Source organism: Parafrankia elaeagni (genome assembly GCF_000374165.1).
Taxonomy (GTDB): Bacteria; Actinomycetota; Actinomycetes; order Frankiales; family Frankiaceae; genus Parafrankia; species Parafrankia elaeagni.
Map to the genome: position 1 here is coordinate 109,943 of NZ_KB893712.1, position 20,933 is coordinate 130,875.

16 protein-coding genes are annotated in these 20,933 nt (G+C 74.0%); 6 read left to right on the forward strand and 10 right to left on the reverse strand.

The window, feature by feature from the left end; all coding sequences use genetic code 11:
* The first annotated feature begins 344 nt into the window (after positions 1 to 344).
* The gene (locus tag B207_RS0108035; RefSeq protein ID WP_018636008.1) at positions 345 to 4,481 is read left to right on the forward strand and encodes a molybdopterin-dependent oxidoreductase; all 4,137 of its coding nucleotides are present in this window, start codon (positions 345 to 347) and stop codon (positions 4,479 to 4,481) included.
* Between the two features lie 231 nt (positions 4,482 to 4,712).
* Entirely contained in the window at positions 4,713 to 5,225 is a 513-nt protein-coding gene (locus B207_RS0108040) for a hypothetical protein (RefSeq protein ID WP_018636009.1), read from the forward strand.
* 165 nt (positions 5,226 to 5,390) lie between these two features.
* On the opposite strand, the gene B207_RS0108045 is transcribed toward B207_RS0108040, so the two are convergent.
* The 4 genes from B207_RS0108045 to B207_RS0108060 form a co-directional block, all read right to left on the reverse strand.
* Positions 5,391 to 6,680: an amidohydrolase family protein gene (locus B207_RS0108045; RefSeq protein ID WP_018636010.1), complete on the reverse strand. Its 1,290-nt coding sequence runs from the start codon at positions 6,678 to 6,680 to the stop codon at positions 5,391 to 5,393.
* Positions 6,681 to 6,790: 110 nt separating this feature from the next.
* Positions 6,791 to 8,092 (reverse strand): DegT/DnrJ/EryC1/StrS family aminotransferase, encoded by a 1,302-nt coding sequence (locus tag B207_RS0108050; RefSeq protein ID WP_018636011.1) that lies wholly within the window; start codon positions 8,090 to 8,092, stop codon positions 6,791 to 6,793.
* A 109-nt stretch (positions 8,093 to 8,201) separates the two neighbouring features.
* Entirely contained in the window at positions 8,202 to 9,551 is a 1,350-nt protein-coding gene (locus B207_RS0108055) for a phosphoribosyltransferase family protein (protein ID WP_018636012.1), read from the reverse strand.
* 119 nt (positions 9,552 to 9,670) lie between these two features.
* Positions 9,671 to 10,189, reverse strand: coding sequence for an Hsp20/alpha crystallin family protein (locus B207_RS0108060; RefSeq protein ID WP_035740263.1), 519 nt, complete (start codon positions 10,187 to 10,189; stop codon positions 9,671 to 9,673).
* Between the two features lie 337 nt (positions 10,190 to 10,526).
* Here B207_RS0108060 and dnaK point away from each other — a divergent pair, with 337 nt between their 5' ends.
* From dnaK to B207_RS0108080, 4 genes are read left to right on the forward strand one after another with little or no spacing between them, the layout of a single operon-like run.
* Entirely contained in the window at positions 10,527 to 12,386 is a 1,860-nt protein-coding gene (gene dnaK, locus B207_RS0108065) for a molecular chaperone DnaK (protein WP_026310815.1), read from the forward strand.
* Positions 12,379 to 12,873, forward strand: coding sequence for a nucleotide exchange factor GrpE (locus B207_RS0108070; protein ID WP_018636015.1), 495 nt, complete (start codon positions 12,379 to 12,381; stop codon positions 12,871 to 12,873). Before dnaK ends, B207_RS0108070 begins: the two co-directional genes overlap by 8 nt.
* Positions 12,870 to 13,892, forward strand: coding sequence for a DnaJ C-terminal domain-containing protein (locus B207_RS0108075; protein ID WP_018636016.1), 1,023 nt, complete (start codon positions 12,870 to 12,872; stop codon positions 13,890 to 13,892). Before B207_RS0108070 ends, B207_RS0108075 begins: the two co-directional genes overlap by 4 nt.
* Entirely contained in the window at positions 13,889 to 14,281 is a 393-nt protein-coding gene (locus B207_RS0108080) for a chaperone modulator CbpM (RefSeq protein WP_018636017.1), read from the forward strand. Before B207_RS0108075 ends, B207_RS0108080 begins: the two co-directional genes overlap by 4 nt.
* 23 nt (positions 14,282 to 14,304) lie before the next feature.
* Here the strand turns inward: B207_RS0108080 and B207_RS0108085 are convergent, their stop codons facing one another.
* The 6 genes from B207_RS0108085 to B207_RS0108110 all read right to left on the reverse strand — a co-directional run bounded on the left by B207_RS0108085 (position 14,305) and on the right by B207_RS0108110 (position 20,744).
* A complete protein-coding gene (locus B207_RS0108085) occupies positions 14,305 to 14,529 on the reverse strand; it encodes a hypothetical protein (protein WP_018636018.1) in 225 nt (74 codons plus the stop codon).
* A gap of 199 nt (positions 14,530 to 14,728) precedes the next feature.
* Positions 14,729 to 15,508: a pentapeptide repeat-containing protein gene (locus B207_RS0108090; protein WP_018636019.1), complete on the reverse strand. Its 780-nt coding sequence runs from the start codon at positions 15,506 to 15,508 to the stop codon at positions 14,729 to 14,731.
* Between the two features lie 86 nt (positions 15,509 to 15,594).
* Positions 15,595 to 16,542: a prephenate dehydratase gene (pheA, locus tag B207_RS0108095; RefSeq protein ID WP_026310817.1), complete on the reverse strand. Its 948-nt coding sequence runs from the start codon at positions 16,540 to 16,542 to the stop codon at positions 15,595 to 15,597.
* A gap of 218 nt (positions 16,543 to 16,760) precedes the next feature.
* Entirely contained in the window at positions 16,761 to 18,263 is a 1,503-nt protein-coding gene (locus B207_RS0108100; protein ID WP_018636021.1) for a dihydrolipoamide acetyltransferase family protein, read from the reverse strand.
* Between the two features lie 4 nt (positions 18,264 to 18,267).
* Positions 18,268 to 19,227, reverse strand: a complete 960-nt coding sequence (locus B207_RS0108105; protein ID WP_026310818.1) for an alpha-ketoacid dehydrogenase subunit beta — start codon at positions 19,225 to 19,227, stop codon at positions 18,268 to 18,270.
* A gap of 218 nt (positions 19,228 to 19,445) precedes the next feature.
* Positions 19,446 to 20,744 (reverse strand): thiamine pyrophosphate-dependent dehydrogenase E1 component subunit alpha, encoded by a 1,299-nt coding sequence (locus tag B207_RS0108110; protein WP_018636023.1) that lies wholly within the window; start codon positions 20,742 to 20,744, stop codon positions 19,446 to 19,448.
* Positions 20,745 to 20,933 lie beyond the last annotated feature (189 nt).

Consider the following 20,933-nt stretch of genomic DNA (forward strand, 5'->3'; position numbering starts at 1 on the left):
GAGCACCCTGCGGCGGAGGAGGCGGAACGGCTGGTGCGAGCACCCGGCCGAACCAGGCCCCGAGCGAGGCGGTGCCGCCCGGCGCCGCCTCCCCGCCGGAACTCACCAGGCCCTGCCGGTGGTGGTGCGGTGGTCGTCACCGACGGCCGGCCCGGGTGTGACACCGGTGAAACGCGCCTCTCCTACGGTCGGGACGCGACGCGCCAGCCGCATCCGACAGCGCCGGCCGCATTCGTCGACAGCGCCGGCCGCCGACGACGGCGGCCTTCGTCAGGAAGGGGAGAGGCCCGGTGTCCGCAGCCCGGACGAGGACCGTGTGCTCGTACTGCGGGGTCGGCTGCGGCATGGTCCTCGACCTCGCCGCGGAGCCGGACGGCCGCCGCCGGGTCACCCGGGTGAGCGGGGACAGGGAACACCCCGCGAACCGCGGCCGGCTGTGCACGAAGGGCGCGACCAGCGCCGACCTGCTGGCGGCACCGGGCCGGCTGGCGACGGCACGGATACGCCGCGAGCGCGGCGGGGAGCTGACCGACCTCCCCCTGGACGAGGCGATCGGCACTGTCGCCAGCCGGCTGCGGTCGATCATCGACGAGCACGGCCCGGACGCCGTCGCGCTGTACGTCTCGGGCCAGCTGACGCTGGAGGCGCAGTACCTGGCGAACAAACTGGCGAAGGGCTTCCTGCGTACCAACCGGATCGAGTCGAACTCGCGGCTGTGCATGGCCAGTGCGGGCAGCGGCTACAAGCTGTCGCTCGGCGCCGACGGCCCGCCCGGCTCCTACGACGACCTCGACCACGCCGACGTGTTCCTGGTCATCGGGTCGAACATGGCCGAGTGCCATCCCGTCCTGTTCCTGCGGTTGATGGAACGGGTCCGGGCCGGTGCCCGGCTGATCGTCGTCGACCCGCGCCGCACCGCCACCGCCGAGAAGGCCGACCTGTTCCTCCAGATCCGTCCGGGCACGGACCTCGCCCTGCTCAACGGCCTGCTCCACCTGCTGACCGAGGGCGGCCACCTGGACGCGGCGTTCATCGCCGAGCACACCAGCGGCTGGGAGGAGCTGCCTCCGTTTCTGGCCGACTACCCACCGGCCACGGTCGCCGCGCTGACCGGGCTGGCCGAGGAGGATCTGCGCCGGGCCGCCGCCTGGATCGCCGCGGCCGGGAACACCTGGATGAGCTGCTGGACGATGGGCCTCAACCAGAGCACCCACGGCACCTGGAACACCAACGCACTGGTCAACCTGCACCTGGCGACGGGGGCGATCTGCCGGCCCGGCGCCGGGCCGTTCTCGCTCACCGGCCAGCCCAACGCGATGGGCGGCCGGGAGATGGGGTACATGGGGCCGGGCCTGCCCGGCCAGCGCTCGGTCCTCGTCGAGGCCGACCGCGCCTTCGTCGAGCAGCGGTGGGGCGTGGCGCCCGGCACGCTGCGCCCGGACGCCGGCCGGGGCACGATCGACATGTTCGAGCAGCTGGCCGCGGGACGGATCAGGGCCTGCTGGATCATCTGCACCAACCCGGTGGCGTCGGTCGGCAACCGGGCCACCGTCCTCGCCGGTCTCGCGGCGGCCGAGCTGGTCGTCGTCCAGGACGCCTTCGGCGACACCGAGACGAACGCCCACGCCGACGTGCTCCTGCCGGCGGCGACCTGGGGCGAGACCGACGGCATCATGATTAATTCCGAGCGGAACCTGACCCTGGCCCGCCAGGTCGTCGACCCGCCGGGGGAGGCGCTGCCCGACTGGCAGATCGTCGCCCGGGTCGCCGCCGCGCTGGGGTTCGCGGACGCCTTCACCTACGCCTCCGCCGAGGAGGTCTTCGCCGAGATCCGCGAGTTCGCCAACCCGGAGACCGGCTACGACCTGCGGGGCGTCGACCACGAGCGGCTGCGCACCGGCCCGGTGCAGTGGCCGGCCCCGCCGGGTGCCGCCGACCGCAACCCGATCCGCTACCGCAACGACGGTGTCAGCCAGCCGCTGCTGGAACGGCCCGACGGCACCCGCCCGCGGCTGCGCTTCCCGACGCCGACCGGCCGCGCGGTCTTCCACGCCCGGCCGCACCTGCCGCCCGCCGAACTGCCCGACGACGACTACCCCTTCCTGCTCAACACCGGACGGCTGGCGCACCAGTGGCACACCCTCACCCGGACCGGCAAAATCGCCAGACTGAACCGGCTGAACCCCGGCCCGTTCGTCGAGATCAACCCGTCCGATGCCGAGACGCTGGGCATCGCCGCCGGTGACCGGGTTGAGCTCGCCTCCCGCCGTGGCCGCGCCGTGCTGCCCGCGGTCGTCACCGACCGGGTGCGCCCGGGTGGTTGCTTCGCCCCGTTCCACTGGAACGACCTGTTCGGCGACCAGCTCAGCGTCAACGCGGTCACCAGTGACGCCGTCGACCCGATCTCGTTCCAGCCCGAGCTGAAGGCCTGCGCGGTCGCGCTGACCAGGGTCGCCGGTCCGCCGGTGGATATCCCGCCCGCGGACCGGGAGCCCGCGGATCGGGAGCCCGCGGAGCGTGGCACCGGCCATGCGCTGGGTGAGGCGCTCGGCCTCGATCTGACCCCACCGGATCTCACGGAACCCCAGCGGCGGTACCTCGCCGGGTTCCTCGCGGCGCTGGCCGCCGCGCCGCCGGCCCAGGGTGACCCGCCGCGCCTGCCCGCGGACGCGCCCTTCGACGCGGGACGCCGGCAGTGGGTGGACGGTTTTCTCGCCGGAGGCTACGGCGTCGCCGGCGGGCACGGCGCCGCTCTCCCCACCGCCCCGTTCATTCCGGTCCAGACGCGGCGTGACGTCGCTGCGACCGGCGGGACTGCGACCGGCGGGACTGTGGCCGGCGGGGCTGCCGACGCCGGGGCACGCCCGGTGAGCGTGCTGTGGGCTTCACAGACCGGCAACGCCGAGGACGCCGCCGCCGTGATCCGGGACCGGCTGCGGGAGGCGGGCTGGCAGGTCCGCGTCGACGCCATGGCGGCGCCGGCCGGCGAGCTGCTCGTGGCACCGGGTGACCTGCTGGTGGTGACCAGTACCTTCGGTGACGGCGACGCCCCCGACAACGGCACGGTCTTCTGGGACGCGCTGCGTGGCGTGGACGCGCCTCGCCTGGAGGGCCGCCGCTACGCCGTGCTCGCGCTCGGCGACTCCAGCTACGCGGACTTCTGCGGTCACGGGCGTCGCCTCGACGAGCGGCTGGCCGAACTCGGCGCGACCCGGCTCGTCGGCCGCGTCGACTGCGAGCCCCACTACCGTGACGCCCTGGACGGCTGGCTGGAACAGGTCCTGGCCGCCCTCGCCGCCGTGCCCGTCGCCGCCGTGCCTGCCACCGCCGTGTCTGCCACCCGGACCGCCACACCGCCGCCGGCGGGGGACCGCGGTCCCTGGGCGGCACCGCTGATCGACAACCGGCTGCTGAGCCTGGCGGGCTCGGCCAAGGAGGTCCGCCGGGTCACCGTCGACCTGACGGGCAGCGGGCTGGAGTACGCCGCCGGTGACGCGCTGGGTGTCTGGCCCACGAACAACCCGTCCCTGGTCGACGAGTGGCTCGCCGTGACCGGCCTCGCCCCGGACACCGAGGTCGAGACCGGCGACGGTGGGCGGGCGCCGCTCGCCGAGGCGTTGCGGAACCGCCTGGACATCACCACCGTCCGGCCGGAGCTGCTGCGTTTCGTGGCCGAACGGGCCGGTGACAGTCGCCTGCGCACGCTGCTGCGTCCCGACAACCAGCTTGAGCTCGCGAAGTGGACGTGGGGACGCCAGGCCGTCGACGTCCTGGCCGAACACCCGGTGCGGGCCGATGCCACGGAGTGGATGACGGTGCTGCGGCCGCTGCGGCCGCGGCTGTACTCGATCTCGTCCTCGCCGCTCGTGGAGCCGCGGACGGTGAGCCTCACCGTGTCGGTCGTCCGCTTCGCGGGCGCCGGCGACCGCGCTCGCGGCGGTGTGTGCTCGACGTATCTCGCCGACGCGGAGCCGGGGCACCCGGTGCGGGTCTTCGTGAAACGGGCCCCGCACTTCCGCCTGCCACCCGACGACGCCACGCCGGCCATCATGATCGGCGCCGGGACCGGTATCGCGCCGTACATCGGGTTCCTGCAGGATCGCCACGCCCGCGGCGCGCCCGGCCCGAACTGGCTGTTCTTCGGCGAACAGCGGCGGGCCACCGATTTCTACTATGCCGACGAGCTGGCCGCGTTCGCCGCGTCCGGGGCCCTCGCCCGGCTGGATCTCGCCTTCTCCCGGGACCAGCGCGCCAAGGTCTACGTCCAGGACCGGATGCGTGAACACGGTGCGCAGATGTGGACCTGGCTGGCCGAGGGCGCCCACGTCTACGTGTGCGGCGACGCCGTCCGGATGGCGCGGGACGTGGACCGGGCGCTGCGCGATGTCGTCGCCACCTGTGGCGGGCTCGGCCCCGACGGCGCGGCTGCCTATGTCCGCCAGCTCGCCGCCGACCGGCGCTATGTCCGCGACGTGTACTGACGGTCGTGACGCTCGGTGCCCCCGCTGGCGATCAGCGACCGGACCTGTGAGGTTCCCGGGGGGGGGCGTCGGTTCCTCGCGCGGGATCCTGCGGCCCGGGCCCGCGGGCCCGATGGTTTCGGGCTGATGAAGAGCAACGCGTGCGCCGGACGGCCGTACGCGCGGCGTGCCAGCATCCCATCACGAAGTACGACACCGACCAGAGCACGACGTGGACCGAAGGGCGGGCACATGCTGACGATGTTCTGCTTCGACGGACTTGCCGTGGTTGTCGAGGACCTCTACTTCGTCGACCCGGAACCGACACCTGGCCAGGAGGGCCCGGAGCGGGGCGTGCGGGTGGAGCTGAGACTCGTCGAACGTCTGCCGTGGCGGGGCTCGGTCTACGCCTCGCAGCGGGTCGTCGTCGACGACGCGGTGTTCCGGGTGGACCTGCTCGAGTCGGTCGCGAGCGGGCCGGGCAGCCGCGACCGCGTCCATCACCATCCCACGATGCGGGACAACGAGCCGAGCGACCGGGTCTTCGACCCGTGGCTCACCGAGGACCCGGTCGGGTGGCTGGAGGCCCGCCTCGCCGACCCGATGGGGCTGCTCGCCGGGGCGGGCGTCCCTGACCTCGACCTCTATCAGCAGGCTGTCGCCGGGCTGCGGGACTCGCTGCCCGAGATCACCCGCTCCGTCGCCACGATGCTGGAGAAGGTGCGCATCGGCCGGCTGGCCACGGTGCCGGGCCGCGCGGCCTGAGCGCCCGCGGCCTGGGCGCCCGCGGCCTGGGCGCCCGCGGCCTGGGCGCCCGCCGGCCTGAGTACCCGCGGGTGGACGGCTCCGGGTTGGACGGACACGCGGTGTGAGTACCGCGCGCCCCGCCCGCGCCCGGGGCCGGCCGGTCGTGAACCTGACGTTTCGGCGCTACCGCTGGGGTGCGGAGGAGGCCAGGGCCTGGTAGGCGGCGAGCTTCTCGCCACGCTCGTAGGTGCGGTGGCTCAGCGCACGGATCGTGACGTCGTGGCCCTCGGCCCGGGCCCGCAGCGCGCCGACCGTGGCCTGTTCGCGCGGGACGTGGGAGAACGGGTCGAAGGAGTACCAGCGCAGGGCGTTCTCGTAGGTCATCCGGTTGATGTCCGGGTCGGGGACGGCGAACTTGTCCATCACCGCGCCCAGCTCCTCCGGGGCACCCGGCCACATCGAGTCGCTGTGCGGGTAGTCGCATTCCCAGGCGATGTTGTCGATGCCGATGTGGTGGCGCAGCTCGACCCCGAGCGGGTCACTGATGAAACAGGTCAGGAAATGCTCGCGGAACACCTCGGACGGGAGCCGGCCGCCGAAGTCCTGCATCGTCCAGGTGGAATGCATGTCGAAGGTGCGGTCGACGCGCTCCAGGAAGTAGGGGATCCAGCCCGTCCCGCCTTCGGACAGCGCGATCCTGATGTCCGGGAAGTTCTTGATGACCGGCGACCACAGCAGGTCCGCCGCGGCCGAGACGATGTTCATCGGCTGCAGGGTGATCAGGACGTCCGGTGGTGAGTCGGGCGCCGGGATCGTCAGCTTGCCGGACGAGCCGATGTGGATCGACAGCACGGTGTTCGTGTCGCACACCGCGCGCCACAGCGGGTTCCAGTACGTGTCGTGGAAGCTGGGGTAGCCCAGCGCCGCCGGGTTCTCGGTGAACGTCAGCGAGTGGCATCCCTTCGCCGCCGCCCGGCGCACCTCGAGGGCGCAGAGCTCGGCGTCCCAGATGACGGGCAGGGCCATCGGGATGAAGCGCCCCGGGTGCGCCCCGCACCACTCGTCGATGTGCCAGTCGTTGTACGCCTGCACCAGGGCCAGGGAGAAGTCCGGGTCCTCGGTGGCGAAAAGCCGCGCCGCGAAACCCGGGAACGACGGGAAGTTCATCGAGGCGAGAATGCCGCCGGCGTCCATGTCCTTGACCCGCTCGTCGACCTGGTAGCAGCCGGGGCGGATCTCGTCCAGGGCCTGTGGTTCTAAGCCGTACTCCTCCTTCGGTCGCCCTGCCACCGCGTTCAGGGCGACGTTGGGGACGATGGTGTCCCGGAACTTCCAGGCGTCGGCGCCGCCCGGCAGGCTGATGACGTGCGGCGCGTCGGCCTTGTACCGCTCCGGGAGGTGGTTTGCGAACATGTCGGGCGGTTCGACGATGTGGTCGTCAACGCTGACCAGAATCATGTCGTCATGGCGCATGGGAGTCCTTTCGCGGGTGCGGGACGGACCGGCGGGCCGGCGGTCGGCCTTTCGTGACAGCCGGGCCCGCCGTCCCGTGGCACCTACTCTCCCCTGTTACGTCGGTCACGTCATGGGGTCGCGGCGCCTTCCTTCAATGCCGACACGGCGGGCACCAGGACGTCCGTGGTGCCCGCCGGCCCCGACGAGCAGGCCGCGACGGCGGCTGCGGCCAGGTCTCGCCGGGCGGCGGGCAGCCCGGGGTAGGCCGGTACGAAGACCAGGCCGGTGAGCATCCGGGTGGCGCCCGGCGGAGCGGGTTCGACCGCGGCGATCTGGCTGGTGGCCGGGGTCGCGTCGACGCCGGCGGCCCGCAGCCCGCGGACGGCCCGGTCCGGGTCGTCGACGACGACGGGGAAGACCCAGTGAGTGTGCCGCGCCGCGGTGGCGCCGGGCCTGAAAACCCCCGGCGGGAGCACGGCCGCGAAGGCCTCGCCGGCCTCGGTGCGGCTGGCCAGCCGGTGCGCGGGGAAGTGGGCCAGCCGCCGGGCCACGGTCCGGGCAAGCGCGTCGCAGGGCCTGCGCCGCAGCCACCGGGTGAAGCCGGGCTCGTCCCCGGGGACCCGGGAACGAACCAGCGCGGTCGGGTCGCACCTGCGCCCGCCACCGAAAAGGAGGCCGTACGGCACCGGGCGGGACGCAACCAGCGCGACCATGCAGGTGAGCACCTTCACCGCGTACGCCCGCCGGGACTGCACGGGCCAGCCCGCGTGCCGGGCGCGCATGGCGGCGGCGAGCGCTGGCCGGCGCACCCACGTGACCGCTCCACCCATCGCGGTCGCGGTCTTGAGCAGCCCGAAGCTGAACAGGGACACGTCGGCCCGCGGATCGCCCCGGTCGTCGGGGCCCTGGATGGACTGGGCGCAGTCCTCGACGAGAAGCAGCCCGCGGTCGTGCGCTGTCCGCGCGGCGGCGTCCAGCGACGACCGCGCGCCGAAAAGATGGGTGACGACGAGGGCGCGGGTCAGATCGGTGACCGCCGAGTCCAGCGCCGTCTCGTCGACGGCGAGGGTGCCGGGGTCGATGTCCACGGGGACGGCGCGCAGACCGTGCAGCTCGATGATCCGCACCATGTCCGGGTGGGTCACCGCGGAGATGACGACCTCGCTCCCCGCCGGAAGCTCCGCCGCGCTCAGCAGCAGATGGAAGGCGGACCGCACGGACAGGCACAACAGGCCGTCCTCGGTCCGGCTGCCCCTGGTGTCGGCCCTGCCCCCGGTGTCGGCCCTCGTCCCGGCCGGGAGCAGGGAACCCGTGCTGTCCGGCGCCGGCCACCCGGCGGCCCCGGGCCAGCCCCCGGCCGCCAGAGCGAACAGGGCGAAGACGCCATCAGCGATGGTCGCGTCGATGCGGTGCCTGACGAAGAGAGCCACAGAACGCTGCCTATCAGGCCAGACCGCCGAATATCGGGCCGGGTGCGACGCGGCCGTTGCGCATACGGCCCGCGACGGCAGGTCCCGGAGTCTCCGTGTCTCCACGACCTCAGGCGCGGATGTTCCCGACCAGGGCCGAGTGATGGAGGAACCAGTCCCTGGCCAGGGTGGCCACCGTCTCCAGCGCGCCGGGCTCGGTGAACAGGTGGGTGGCCCCCGGCACCACCGTGAGCTGGTTCTCGCACCGCAGCTGCGTCTGGGCACGCCGGTTCAGGTCGAGCACGACGTCGTCCTGCCCGCCGACGATGAGCAGGGTCGGGGCGGTGACCAGAGCCAGCTTCGGGGCAGCCAGGTCGGGGCGCCCGCCGCGGGAGACGACGGCGCTGATGCGTGGGCCGAGTTCGGCGGCAGCCCACAATGCGGCCGCGGAACCGGTGCTGGCACCGAAGAAGCCGGTGGGGAGACGGGCGGTGGTCGGCTGCTGGCCCAGCCACCGGGTGACCTCGACGAGCCGTCGCGCGAGCGTGCCGATGTCGAACACGTTCGTGCGGTCGGCTTCCTCGTCCGGGGTGAGCAGGTCGAACAGCAGCGTGGCCAGGCGGGCGGAACCGAGGACCTGGGCCACGTGGCGGTTGCGCGGACTGTGCCGGCTGCTGCCGCTGCCGTGGGCGAACACGACCAGCCCGCACGGATGTTCCGGCACCGTGAGCTGCCCGGTGAGTCGTGCCGCGCCGGCGGGGACGGTGACCTCGATCCGCTGGCCCGTGCCCGTGCCCGTGCTTCCTCCTGCGTCGGGACCGGGCATCCGGGCGGGCTCCGGCGGGGCGGCCAGCGCGGCCTGCCGTAGCAGGTCCGTCACCTCCTCATCGGGTGTCTGGGCGAAGTCGGCGTAGAACGAGCCGATGGCGAAGAACTCCTCCGGGGCGGCCAGACAGACCACCTCGTCGGCGTCCTGGCGCAGCCAGGCGATCCGGTCCGGCGGGGCGACCGGCGCGGCCAGCACCACGCGGGCGGCGCCGGCGGCACGGACCGCCCGGCAGGCGGCGGAGGCTGTCGCACCGGTGGCGATGCCGTCGTCCACCACGACCACCGTGCGGCCGGCCAGCGGAACCCGCGGGCGTGACCCGCGGAAGCGGCGGATCCGCCGGTCCAGCTCCACCCGCTCGCGGGCTTCGACGGCGGCGAGGTCCGCCGGGCTGATGGCCAGGTGCCGGGTCTCGTCGTTGATGACCCGCACGTCGCCCTCGGCGATGGCACCCATCGCCAGCTCCGGCTGGAAGGGCACACCCAGCTTGCGGACCACGATGACGTCCAGCGGCGCGCCCAGCACCCGCGCGACGTGGTAGGCGACCGACACCCCGCCGCGGGGGAGGCCGACGACCACCACGTCCGGTCCGCGCAGGTACGCCAACCGCCTGCCGAGCTCGCGACCCGCGTGTCCGCGATCACGGAAGAGCATCTCGTCGCTCCCTTCCGCCTCCTGGCGGTCTGTGCGCCCGGTGGCCCGTCCGCCCCTGAAACCCCCTGTTCCTCCTGCCCCGCCGCCAGCCGTCCGAACATCGGTGCCCCGGTCGTGGGTCAGCCCCGCTGCTGCGTGGATCCCGCCTCGGCCGCCGCGGTGGGTCCGGAGATGCTGATGTGGTGGGGCTCGCTGCGGCGGGCCTTCGGGAGCCGGACGGTCAGCACGCCGCAGTCCAGAGCCGCGGTCACCGTGTCCGGGTTGACCTCGCCGGGGAGCGTGATCTGCTGTTCGAACCGACCTGTCCGGCGGCCCTGCCGGCGCAGCGTCCCCTCACGTTCCCGCGCCCTGATCTCGCCGCTGATGGACAGCTCGTTGTCCCGCAGGTCGATCGAAAGGTCGTCGGCCCGGATACCGGGTGTCTCCAGTTCGACGATGAACGCCTCGTCGGTCTCCTCGATGTCCACCGCGGCCGTTCGGCTGCCCATGGCCCCGTAAGGCCGGTGCTCACCACCACCACCGACGACGTCGCCGAGCAGGCTGCCCATCCGGCTCCAGGCGTCCTCGATCTCGCGGAACGGGTCGAAGCGGACGGTGGGCAGCGGACGGCTGGCCCCGGCGCGCACAGGCTGAGTCATGATGCGTAGACCCCCTTGACTGTGACTTGGCGCTCTTGTCTGACTACGGAACCATCGTCGGTCGGGCCTGCCTGGCCGGCAAGCGGATGCCCGTCCGGCGGATGCCCGTCCGGCGGGTGGCGGTCCGCCCTGCGTGTGCCGGCGCGGGCCGACACCGGCTGGTTCGCCATGCGTGCCGGTCCGCCGTTTCCGTTTTCGGGCCGGCGGTAGGTGGTACCGGTCTGTCAGGTGGCAGTGCCACGGTTCCCCGCACACGCGCATCTGCGTGCATATGTCCACGCATATGTCGGAGGGGAGAAAGCGTCTCGTACCGGAAGGCTCTCGTCGGGAGGACATCGTGGGAAAGGCCGTGGGAATAGACCTCGGTACGACGAACTCGGTCATAGCGGTTGTCGAGGGCGGTCAGCCCACCGTCGTTCCCAATGCGGAGGGCTCCCGTACGACACCGTCGGTGGTCGCGTTCACGGAGAGCGGTGAACGCCTCGTGGGGGAACTGGCGCGCCGGCAGTCGATCCTGAACCCGAAGGGCACGGTCACCTCGGTCAAGCGGTTCATCGGCCGCCGTTACAGCGAGGTCTCCAGCGAGCGCAGGACCGTCACCTTCGACCTCGAGCCGGGCAGGGACGACGCCGTCCGGATCGCCGTGCGCGGGCGGCAGTACGCGCCCGAGGAGATCTCGGCGATGGTGCTGCGGAAACTGGCGGACGACGCCGGCCGGTTCCTGGGGGAGCGGGTCACCGAGGCGGTGATCACCGTGCCGGCCTACTTCAACGACGCCCAGCGGCAGGCCACGAAGGACGCCGGCCGGATCGCGGGCCTGGAGGTGCTGCGGATCATCAACGAGCCGACCGCCGCGGCGCTCGCCTACGGGCTGGACAAACGGTCGCACGAGACCGTGCTGGTCTTCGACCTGGGCGGCGGCACGTTCGACGTGTCCGTTCTCGACGTCGGTGACGGCATCGTCGAGGTGCGGGCCACCGCGGGTGACACCCATCTGGGCGGAAACGACTGGGACCGGCGCCTGGTGGACCTTCTCGCCGACGACTTCCAGAAGACGTCCGGCATCGACCTGAGGATGGATCCGCAGGCACTGCAACGGCTCTTCGAAGCGGCGGAGAAAGCCAAGACCGAACTCTCCTCGGTGACGCAGGCACAGATCAACCTGCCGTTCATCACCGCCGACGCGAACGGTCCGAAGCATCTCAACACCACCCTCACCCGGGCACAGTTCGAGGCGAGCACGTCCGACCTGCTCGAGCGGTGCATGCCCGCGCTGCGGCAGGCGATGAAGGACGCCAAGACCGCGCAGGGGGACATCGACGAGGTCATCCTGGTCGGTGGCGCCACCCGGATGCCGGCGGTCCAGGCCGCCGTCCGCCGTTTCGCGGGGGGCAGGGACCCGAACATGACCGTGAACCCGGACGAGGTCGTCGCGGTCGGGGCGGCCGTGCAGGCCGCGGTGCTCAGGGGCGAGGTCTCCGACGTCCTGCTGCTGGACGTCACCCCGCTCTCCCTCGGCGTGGAGACACTCGGCGGGGTCAGCACCACGGTGATCGAGCGGAACACGACAATCCCGGCGCGCCGCAGCGAGACGTTCTCGACCGCGGAGGACAACCAGTCCGCCGTCGACATCGTGGTGCTGCAGGGCGAGCGCGAGATGGCCGCGGACAACCGGACCCTCGGCCGGTTCCGCCTGGAGGGTGTCCGCCCCGCGCCGCGCGGCCAGGCCGAGGTCGACGTCACCTACGACATCGACGCGAACGGCATCCTCAACGTCACCGCGAAGGACAGGGAAACCGGCGCGGAGCAGCGGATCACCATCTCCGACAACACCAACCTCCCGCCGGACGAGATCGAGCGGATGGTGGCCGACGCGGAACGCAACCGGGCGCAGGACAGCACCCGGCGGGAGAACGCCGACGCCCGCAACCAGCTCGACTCGATCGTCTACCAGGTCGAGCGGCGGATCTCCGAGCTCGGTGACCAGGTGCCCGTGCACGAGAAGGCCCGTGCCGAACAGCTGGTCAGCGACGCGCGCCGCGCGCTCGACGAGAACGCCGACGTCGAGCGGGTCCGCCCGCTGGTGAACGATCTGCAGCAGATCCTGTTCGGCCTCCCGCCCGTCGGCGTCCGGCAGACGGCGTCGGCCGCCGACGATGTGATCGACGCCGACTTCACCACCCGTGACGATGACTGAGCCGTCCGGCCTGGCGGCCGAGCTGGAGGAATGCCAGGCCAGACAGCTGCGCACCCTCGCCGACTTCGACAACTACCGCCGCCGGGCCGGGCGGGAGCTCGACGCGGCCCGGTCGGCCGAGCGGGACAGAGTCGTCCTCGCCTGGATTCCGGTCCTCGACCATCTCGACCTGGCTCTGGAGCACGCGGCCGCCGACCCCGGCGCGCTGGTCGACGGCGTCCGCGGCGTGCGTCAGCTCGCGCTGGACGCGCTGCGGGTCAGCGGCGTCAGCCGGCTGGACGACGAAGCCGGCCCGTTCAACCCGAAGCGGCACGAGGTCGGGGCGGTGGTCGACGCCTCGACCATGCCGGAGCCGCCACCCGCCGGCACCGTCGTCGAGGTCCTGCGCCCCGGGTTCGCCGCGGACGGGCGGCTGCTGCGCCCCGCGACCGTCGCCGTGAGCGCCGGGCCGCAGGCGGACGCGCCGCAGGAGGAAGCGCCGTCATGAGCGGCAGGCGCACCGGGCCGGCGACCAGCCAGGACTTCTACCAGGTCCTGGGGGTGGCACGGGACGCGGATGCGGACGCCATCCAGCGGGCCTACCGCCGGCTCGCGCGGAAGTACCACCCGGACATCAACTCCGACCCGTCGGCGGAGGAACGATTCAAGGACGTGTCCGAGGCGTATGACGTGCTGTCCGATCCGCGGACGCGGGCCCGCTACGACCGCTTCGGCCCCGACTTCCGCCGGGTGCCCGAGGGGGCCGAGGGCGCCGAGGCCTGGGCCGGTCGCCCGGGCGGCGGCCCCGGCGGCGCAGCCGCCGGCAGTGGTGCGGGTGGCAGCGGTGCGGGTGGCGGTGCCGGTTTCGGCTTCGGCGCTGGTCCGCGCGGCGGTGGGTTCGGGTTCGGGGGGTTCGATTTCGCCGACCTGTTCGGCGCGGGTGCGCAGGGGTTCGCCCGCCGCGGCCGGGCCGGGGCGGTCCCCGGCGCCGACCAGGAGGCCGAGGTCCAGGCGACGCTCGGTGAGGCGTACCAGGGCGGGCGGCGCCGGGTGGTCCTGCCGGGCGCCGACGGCCCGCGTGAGATCGAGGTGACGATCCCGGCCGGGATCCGCGACGGCCAGCGGCTGCGGCTGGCCGGGCAGGGCGGCCGGGGGCGTGGCGGCGGCCCGGCAGGTGACCTGTACCTGGTGGTGCGGCTGCTGGCCGACCCGCGGTTCCGGGCGGAGGGCCGGGACGTCCACACCGATCTGCTGCTCGCTCCCTGGGAGGCCGCGCTCGGCACGACGGTCGCGTTGGACACCCCGGACGGGCAGCGGGTGAGCCTCGCCGTGCCGGCGGGGACGCCCAGCGGCCGTGCGCTGCGCCTGCGCGGACGGGGCCTGCCGGCCTCCGGACCGGGGGCGGACGCCGGTGACCTGTACGCACACGCCCGGATCATGGTGCCGCCGAAGCCGACCGAGCGGGAGAACGAGCTGTTCCGCCAGCTGGCCCGGGACTCGTCCTTCAACCCCAGGGGGCCGTCATGACGACGCTGCTGGTCCGTATCCGCCCGCCCGGCACCGGCGTCGGAGCCGATGCCGGTCTCGGCTCCGACGCCGGTGCCGGGCGAGACAGCCCGGTGCCGGGACTCGACCTGGAGGCGTTCGGCCTCGCCTCCGGGCTGCACCCCGATCTGGTCCGCCGCCTCGTCGCGCTCGGCCTGCTCGACGCCGAGCCCGACGCGTCCGGGCGCTACGTCCTCGCCGCACGGGCGGTGGCGCGCGCCGGGCGCATCGAGCGGCTTCGTCGTGACCTGGGGATCACCTACACGGCGACCGGGGTCGTCCTCGACCTGCTCGACCGCATCGACGAGCTGGAACGCCTGCTGCGGGCCCGGCCGGCGCGCGGCGAGGCGCACCGGCCGCCCGTCAGCTGACCGTGCCGGGCCCGCTGCCCGGCCTACCGGTTGCTGACCACCTTCGCCGACGACCTGGCGGGATGGTGGAGCTGGTCGTGGGTATCGGCCCAGGCGTACGCCTCGGCGGCGACCCGGGTGAAGGAGGCGGGCCCGAGCCGGCACTCGGCGCAGGACACCCCGAACAGACGACTGAACGTCCGCCCGCCGAACGTGGGCGTGGGGTCGGACTCGCGGGAGGCGTCGGAACGACGGCGGAAAAGTCCCATCAGATCGACCTCGAGGGCGACCCACCTGCCGATGGTGGACGACCGGTGACCTCTCCGGTGGCGGGTCGGCTGGTGCCGGCCGCCAGGTCGCCGTCCCGGGGCCCCGGGACGGGCAGCGTGGTCAAACACCGCAGGTTCATCTCGCGATGGTAGGACGAAGCCGGCCCGGACTCGACCGGTAAGGCCTGTACGGCATGTGTCAGCCGTGTCGGCTGCCCTCGACCTCGAAGACATCCGGTGCGGTCTCGCGGGAGGTCGAGCGCACCCGGTGTGCCCACTCGTTCCGCGGCCAGGTGGTCGCCGCGGACCAGCGGAGCCGGTCGAGCCGGGCCGCGCACAGCACCGCCTCACCGAGTTCGGTGCCCCGGGCGTCGGCGCCGCGCAGGTCCACCCGGTGCAGCCGGGCCCCGGCCAGCCGCAGGCCGCGCAGGTCGGCCGTGCGCAGGTCGGCCGTGTCGAGGATCGCGTCCGTCGCGTCCGCCCCCGCCAGGACGGCGCCGCGCAGGATGGTCGCGCCGGCGTCGGCGTCGCGCAGGTCGGCGCGACCGAGGAACGCCCCGCGCAGGTCGACGTCGCGCAGGTACGCCCCGCGCAGGTCGGCGCCACGCAGGTCCGCGCCGGTGAGGTAGGTGCCGACGAGCATGGCCCCGCTGAGGTCCGCACCGGCCAGCACCGCGCCGCTCAGGTCGGTGTCCCGCAGGTCGGCGCCGCGCAGCTGGGTGCCCCGCAGGTCGGTGCCGCGCAGGTCCGCGCCGCTCAGATAGGCCCCGCGCAGGTCGGCCCCGCGCAGCCCGCGGCCGCTGAAGACCCGGCCGGCCAGGTCGGCGCCGGCGAGCTCGGCCGCGGCGCCCCGCCGGCCGGGCCACAGGCCACGGCGGGTCGAGAGGCCACGGCGGGTCGAGGCGGCTCCGGATAACCGGTCCGCGACCACCCCGGTGCCGCCTGAGCGGCCCCGGCCGGTGCGATTGTCGCGCGTCATGACAGGTGAGATTAGCCACACAACCGGCTTCGGGGGAACTGTTACGCCACCTTCGGCTGCTCCGTCACCGGGAGCGGACGTGGTGGTCACAGCTCCGGCAGCTCACCGATGCCGTCGATGCAGCGGGCGACCCAGGCGGCTGACCTGGCGAACTCGTGGTTCGCGAGGCGCGGGTCGGTCGCGGGGGCGGTCCGGTCGGCGCGGGCATAGGAGCCGAGGAAGCGGATTCTGCTGCTGATCCGGTGCAGCCCCGTCAGTGCCTCCCGGACCGGGCGGTCGGTGACGTGCCCCTCGGCGTCGATCGAGAAGGAGTACCGGCCGAGTCCCTCGCCGGTCGGCCGCGACTCGATCCGCAGCAGGTTCACCCCGCGCACGGCCCACTCCGCCAGCAGCGCCAGCAGCGCCCCCGGCTCGTCGGCGGCCGGCCAGACCACGATGGACGTCTTGTCCATGCCGGTCGGCGCGGCGACGCGGCCGGGACGTCCGAGCAGCACGAAGCGTGTCATCGCGTCGGGAGCGTCGTTGATCTCGGTGATCAGCGCCTCCAGCCCGTAGCGGCGCGCGGCGAACTCCCCGGCGAAGGCGCAGTCGAAGCGGCCGTCGCGCACCAGGCGGGCACCCTCGCCGTTGGACGCGGCGGACTCCCACTCGGCGTGCGGAAGGTGCCGGGCCAGCCAGCGCCGCACCTGCGCCTGGGTCACCGGGTGACCGGTGACGCTCTTGACGTCGTCCAGGGTCGTGCCCGGCCGGACGAGCAGCGCGAAGCTGATCGGCAGCAGCACCTCGCGGCGGATCGTCAGCGGCCGCCCGGTCGCGAGCTCGTCGAGCGTGGCGGTGACCGCCCCTTCGACCGAGTTCTCGATCGGCACCAGCGCGGCGGCGGCCTCCCCGCCCCGCACCGCGTCGAGCGCACCCGCCACCGAGTCGGACGGGAACACCTCGTGCGTGGCAGCCTCGGGAAGGGTGCCCAGCGCGGCTTCGGTGAAGGTTCCCTCGGGGCCGAGGTAGGTGCATCGCTGCGGGTGGGCAGGCAAGACATCCCTTCCGGGACCGGCCAGGGCACGGGCCTCGCCGGTCTGGTGCGGCACGGAGATCGCCGGCGCGGGCCGGGGTGTCGCCACCACCGGCGCCGTGCCGGGCGAGACGGTGAGCGGGACCGTCGGCGCGGCCGGGCGCGAGGCCGGGCGCGAGGCCGGGCGCGAGGCCGGGCGCGATGTCGGGGACGGGGCTGGCGGAGCCACCGGGCGGGTCGTCACAGGTACCGGAGCAGCCGGACGGGGTTCTCGACGGCGTCGGCGACGAAACGCAGGAACGCACCGGCGGTAGCCCCGTCGCAGACCCGGTGGTCGAAGGTGAAGGACAGCTGCGCGACGCTGCGAACCGCCAGCGTTCCGTTGACCGCCCAGGGCCGCGGGATGATCCGGCCGATACCGATCATCGAGGTCTCCGGGTGGTGGATGATCGGAGTGGCTCCGTCGACGCCGAACACTCCGTAGTTGTTCAGCGTGAAGGTGCCTCCGGAGAGCTCCGCGGGGGTGAGGCTCCCAGCCCGCGCGGCGGTGGTCAGCCGGGTGATCTCGCCGGCGAGCGCGGCGGTGGTCAGCGCGTGGGCGTCCCGGACCACGGGGACGACCAGGCCCCGCGGTGTCTGCGCGGCGAAGCCGAGGTGCACGGCCCGGTGCCGGCGCACCGCGGTGGCCCGGCCGTCGAGGTCGGTGACAACCTGCGAGTTGAGGTCGGGGAAGCGCAGCAGCGCCGCCACGCAGACACGGGCGACGATCGCCAGCAGCCCGATGGAACCGCCACCGTCCGTGCCGGCCGTGCTGCTCGTGCCGGCCGTGCTGCTCGTGCCGGCCGTGCTGCTCGTGCCGGCCGTGCTGCCGGTGCCGGGTGCGCCGGCGGTGGGTGCGTTCTGGTTGAGGGTCGCCCGGGTCGCGAGCAGCGCGGTGGCGTCCGCGTCGACCCAGCAGGTGGAGTCGGCCACCTCACGCCGGCTGCGGGTGAAGGCCTCCGCCGCGTGCCGGCCCAGTGGGCTGAGCGGCACCACGTCATGGTCATCCGTGCTGACCGTGCTGACCGTGCTGGCGAGCGGGCTGCTGGACGTCGCGGTACGGGCCGTCATGACCGCGGCCTCGACGTCCCGGCGGCGGATCAGGCCGTCCGGCCCGCTGCCGGCGAGCGAACGCAGGTCGACGCCGTTGTCCCGGGCCAGGCGCCGGACCAGGGGCGAGACCACCCTGACGACCCCGTCCGCCGCCCTGGCCGCCGGTTCGGTCACCGGCCGCGGAGCTGGTGCCGACCGTGGGGCTGGTGCCGACCGTGGGGCTGCTGCCGAGCGGGAGGCTGGCGCCGAGCGGGAGGCTGGCGCCGGCTGAGGGGCCAGGCCGCTCCGGGCCCGCCGGCCGGTACGGGCCGGCTGCTCGCGGGTGCCGTAGCCGACGAGAACGCTGCCGGACCCGCCCGCCCCGTCCTCCGACCCACGCGCGGGCCCGTCGGACGGCTCACCCGCGGACCCGACCGCGACGGTGATCAGCGGCCTGCCGACCTGCAGCTCGGTGCCGGCCGGGCCGGCCAGTGAGGTGACGACGCCGGCGTGCGGGCAGGGGACCTCGACGACCGCCTTGGCGGTCTCGACCTCGGCCACCGGCTGGTCGACCTCGATGACGTCCCCGACCTCCACCAGCCAGTGGACGATCTCGGCCGAGGTCAGCCCCTCGCCGAGATCGGGCAGGGCGAATACGTGTACCGCGGCCACGGGTTCACTGCTCCCACTGGAGTCGGGCGACGGCATCGAGGATCCGGTCGACGTCGGGCAGGTAGTGGTGCTCGAGCAGCGGCGGCGGATACGGGATGTCGAAGCCCGTCACCCGCAGCACCGGCGCGGCGAGGTGGTGGAAGCACCGCTCGGTGACCCGGGCGGCGATCTCCGCGCCGACGCCGCCGAACCCGGCCGCCTCGTGGACGACCACGGCCCGCCCGGTGGCCCGGACCGCCGCGCACACCGTCTCGTCGTCGAACGGCACGAGCGAGCGCAGGTCGACGACGGCCAGGTCCCAGCCCTCGGCCGCGGCGGCGTCGGCGGCCTGCAGGCAGACCGGCAACGAGGGCCCGTAGGTGATCAGCGTGGCCGCGTTGCCGTGCCGGCGCGTCACGGCGCGGCCGATGGGCGGTACCGCGCTCGGGGTGAACTCCTCGCTGGACCAGTACAGGCGCTTCGGCTCGAGGAAGACCACCGGGTCGTCCGAGGCGATCGCGGCGCGCAGCAGCCCGTAGCAGTCGGCGACAGTCGCCGGGGTGACCACGTGCAGCCCCGGCGTGTGGGCGTAGTACGCCTCGCTGGAGTCACTGTGGTGCTCGACCCCGCCGATCCCGCCGCCGTAGGGGATCCGGATGGTGATCGGGAGCGGGACCCGGCCGGCCGTGCGGTTGCGCATCTTCGCCACATGCGACGCGAGCTGCTCGAAGGCCGGGTAGGCGAAGGCGTCGAACTGCATCTCCACGACGGGCCGCAGCCCGTACATGGCCATGCCGACCGCGGTGCCGAGGATGCCGGCCTCCGCCAGCGGGGTGTCCAGGCAGCGGTGGGCCCCGAACTCGGCGGCGAGCCCGTCGGTGACCCGGAAGACGCCGCCGAGCGTCCCGACGTCCTCACCGAGGACGTGTACGTCCGGGTCCTCGCGCAGCGCGTCGCGCAGCGCGGTGTTGAGCGCCCGCACCATGGTCGTCCTGGTGCTGCTGGTGCTGCTGGTGCTGCTGGTGCTGCCGCGGGAGCGCCCGCCGGGCCGGCCGAGCGCCCCGGCGGGCACCGCGGGCCTGGTGGCCGCGCCGGCCTCGGCCCCGGCGACCTCGGCGGCTGCCCCGGCCGCCCCGGCGGCGGTGGCGCCCGCCGGGGCGCTCGCGGTCGTGGCGATCGTGGGGGGGATGCTGGTCGCGTTGCTCATGACAGGTCACTCCGGGTGCCGGGGCCCGCCGCGGGCTCCGCGGCGGCGAGGTCCCCACGGGCGTCAGGGTGGACGTCCGGCCGGGCGCTCGGACCGGAGTCCGGGCGGACGTCGAGATCGGCGTCGAGGTCGAGATCGGCGTCGAGATCGGCGTCGAGGCGGGCGGCGAGCTCGGCGGCCTGCTCGCGAAGCTGGCTGGTCGGCTCGGCGTAGACATGGGCGAACAGCGTGTGCGGGTCGGGAGCGGGTGCGTGCGCGGCCTGGGCTACCTGCGCGCGCATCCGGGCGGCGAACTCCTCGGCGGCCCGGGTGACGGTCGCGACGCCGGTGTCGTCCAGCTGCCCGGTCTCGCGCAGGTGCTGTTCCAGGCGGGTGACCGGGTCGTGCGCCCGCCAGGCGTCGACCTCCCCCTGGGACCGGTAGCGGGTCGCGTCGTCGGCGCTGGTGTGCGCGTCCAGTCGGTAGGTGATCGCCTCGACGAGCACCGGGCCGTGGCCGGCCCGTGCGTGTTCGACCGCCTCGCTGAGCACGGCGTGGACCGCGGGGGCGTCGTTGCCGTCGACGAGACGTCCGGTGACGCCGTAGCCGACCGCCTTGTGGGCCAGGGTCGGCGCCGCGGACTGCCGCGACAGCGGCACCGAGATCGCGTAGCCGTTGTTCTGCACCAGGAACACCACCGGCGCCCGCAGCACCCCGGCGAACGTCAGCGCCTCGTGGAAGTCACCCTCGCTGGTGCCGCCGTCGCCGACCAGCGCGAGAGCGACCACCTCCCGGTCCGCCGCCGGATCGGCGGCCGCGCGCAGCCGGGCGGCGTGGGCCAGACCGACGGCATGGCAGGCCTGCGTGGCGAGCGGAGTCGACAGCGGGGCGGTCCGGGCGTGCCTCGGGTCGTAGCCACAGTGCGTGTGACCGCGCATCAGCGCGAGGACGTCCATCGGCGGCACGCCGCGCGCCGTCACGGCCAGGGTGTCGCGGTAGCTGGGGAACAGCCAGTCCGTCTCGCGCAGCACCATCGCCGCGGCGATCTGGCAGGCCTCCTGGCCGGTGGACGCCGGGTAGACCGCGAGGCTGCCCTGGCGGGCCAGGGTCGTGGCCTGCTGGTTGAAGCGGCGCCCGAGGACCAGGCGGCGGTACAGCTCGCGGAGCAGACCGGGGTCGACCTCGCCGGCGGCGTCCGTGCCGAGAACCCGCACCGGCTCGGGGTCGGGGAGCAGCGGCGCGGGGTCGCACCGCGGGCCGTGGGAGCTCGGCGGGCCCGTCTGGCCGGGTGCGGCGCTGGCGTCGACGATCGTCATAGTCCACCTTCGGCGGTTGGTGGCGGAGTGCGGTCTGCGGCGCCGGGGCCGGCGGCGGGGCCGCGCCCGGCGCGGTCGGGCGTGCTGCCCCCGCGACGTCCGCCGTTCAGGAAACGAGCTGCGGTGAGCGGTGGCCGGACCCGGCCTGTTTCGGCTCGCCGGCACGCCCTGCCCGGGCGATCTCCGTGA

Coding starts and splice junctions, on each gene's coding strand:
- B207_RS0108040 (WP_018636009.1), top strand. CDS start 4,713: ATGCTGACGATGTTCTGCTTCGACGGACTTGCCGTGGTTGTCGAGGAC.
- B207_RS0108075 (WP_018636016.1), top strand. CDS start 12,870: ATGAGCGGCAGGCGCACCGGGCCGGCGACCAGCCAGGACTTCTACCAG.
- B207_RS0108060 (WP_035740263.1), bottom strand. CDS start 10,189: ATGACTCAGCCTGTGCGCGCCGGGGCCAGCCGTCCGCTGCCCACCGTC.
- B207_RS0108085 (WP_018636018.1), bottom strand. CDS start 14,529: ATGGGACTTTTCCGCCGTCGTTCCGACGCCTCCCGCGAGTCCGACCCC.
- B207_RS0108090 (WP_018636019.1), bottom strand. CDS start 15,508: ATGACGCGCGACAATCGCACCGGCCGGGGCCGCTCAGGCGGCACCGGG.
- B207_RS0108105 (WP_026310818.1), bottom strand. CDS start 19,227: ATGGTGCGGGCGCTCAACACCGCGCTGCGCGACGCGCTGCGCGAGGAC.
- B207_RS0108080 (WP_018636017.1), top strand. CDS start 13,889: ATGACGACGCTGCTGGTCCGTATCCGCCCGCCCGGCACCGGCGTCGGA.
- B207_RS0108035 (WP_018636008.1), top strand. CDS start 345: ATGGTCCTCGACCTCGCCGCGGAGCCGGACGGCCGCCGCCGGGTCACC.
- B207_RS0108070 (WP_018636015.1), top strand. CDS start 12,379: ATGACTGAGCCGTCCGGCCTGGCGGCCGAGCTGGAGGAATGCCAGGCC.
- B207_RS0108055 (WP_018636012.1), bottom strand. CDS start 9,551: ATGCTCTTCCGTGATCGCGGACACGCGGGTCGCGAGCTCGGCAGGCGG.
- B207_RS0108110 (WP_018636023.1), bottom strand. CDS start 20,744: ATGACGATCGTCGACGCCAGCGCCGCACCCGGCCAGACGGGCCCGCCG.
- B207_RS0108045 (WP_018636010.1), bottom strand. CDS start 6,680: ATGCGCCATGACGACATGATTCTGGTCAGCGTTGACGACCACATCGTC.